The sequence below is a fragment of the Pseudomonas sp. MB-090624 genome (assembly GCF_003205245.1).
Lineage (GTDB): Bacteria > Pseudomonadota > Gammaproteobacteria > Pseudomonadales > Pseudomonadaceae > Aquipseudomonas > Aquipseudomonas juntendi.
The window spans coordinates 1-1,022 of record NZ_QJRK01000111.1 but is presented as its reverse complement, the minus strand read 5'-3'; the positions used below and the strand labels follow the sequence as shown (position 1 = coordinate 1,022).

The 1,022-nt window shown below is 69.1% G+C and carries 1 protein-coding gene; it reads left to right on the top strand.

The genetic code is table 11. The annotated features are described in order from the left end of the window. Positions 1 to 1,022: amino acid adenylation domain-containing protein (locus tag DMX12_RS28840; RefSeq protein WP_146226890.1), on the top strand; the 1,022-nt coding region annotated here is incomplete at both ends.

The window sequence follows — 1,022 nt, the reverse complement described above, 5'->3', positions numbered from 1 at the left end:
GCCCAGGTGCAGCGCACCCCGGATGCCCCGGCGCTGGCCTTCGGCGAGGTGCGCCTGAGCTACGCCCAGCTCAACGCCCGCGCCAACCGCCTGGCCCATCGCCTGATCGCCCTGGGTGTCGGCGCGGATGTGCTGGTGGGCATCGCGGTGGAGCGTTCGGTGGAGATGGTGGTCGGTTTGCTGGCCATCCTCAAGGCCGGTGGCGCCTACGTGCCGCTGGACCCGGACTACCCCGAAGACCGCCTGCGCTACATGCTCGAGGACAGCGGCGTGCAGCTGCTGCTGACCCAGAGCCACCTGCAACTGCCGCTGGCCGAAGGCGTGCAGACCCTGGCGCTGGACCTGGAGCCGGGCGCCGAAGACGTGCGCAACCCGAACGTGGCGGTGGCCCCTGAAAACCTGGCGTATGTGATCTACACCTCCGGCTCCACAGGCCGGCCGAAAGGCGCGGGCAACCGCCATTCGGCCCTGGTCAACCGACTGTGCTGGATGCAACAGGCCTACCGGCTGGATGCCCGCGACAGCGTGTTGCAGAAAACGCCGTTCAGCTTCGACGTGTCGGTATGGGAGTTCTTCTGGCCCTTGATGACCGGTGCGCGGCTGGTGGTTGCCGCGCCGGGTGATCACCGCGACCCGGCCCGCCTGGTCGAGCTGATCACCGGCGAAAACATCACCACGCTGCACTTCGTGCCGTCGATGCTCCAGGCGTTCCTGCAAGACAGCGGCGTGCCGCGCTGCACGAGCCTTGCGCGCATCGTCTGCAGTGGCGAAGCGCTGCCGGCCGATGCCCAGCAGCAGGTGTTCGCCAAGCTGCCGAAGGCGGGCCTGTACAACCTGTACGGCCCGACCGAGGCGGCCATCGACGTGACCCACTGGACCTGCCGCGAGGAAGGGCGGGACAGCGTGCCGATCGGTGAGCCTATCGCCAACCTGGCCTGCTACATCCTCGATGCCGAGCTGCAACCGGTGCCGGTGGGGGTGCTGGGCGAGCTGTACCTGGCCGGCGCAGGCCTGGCGCGCGG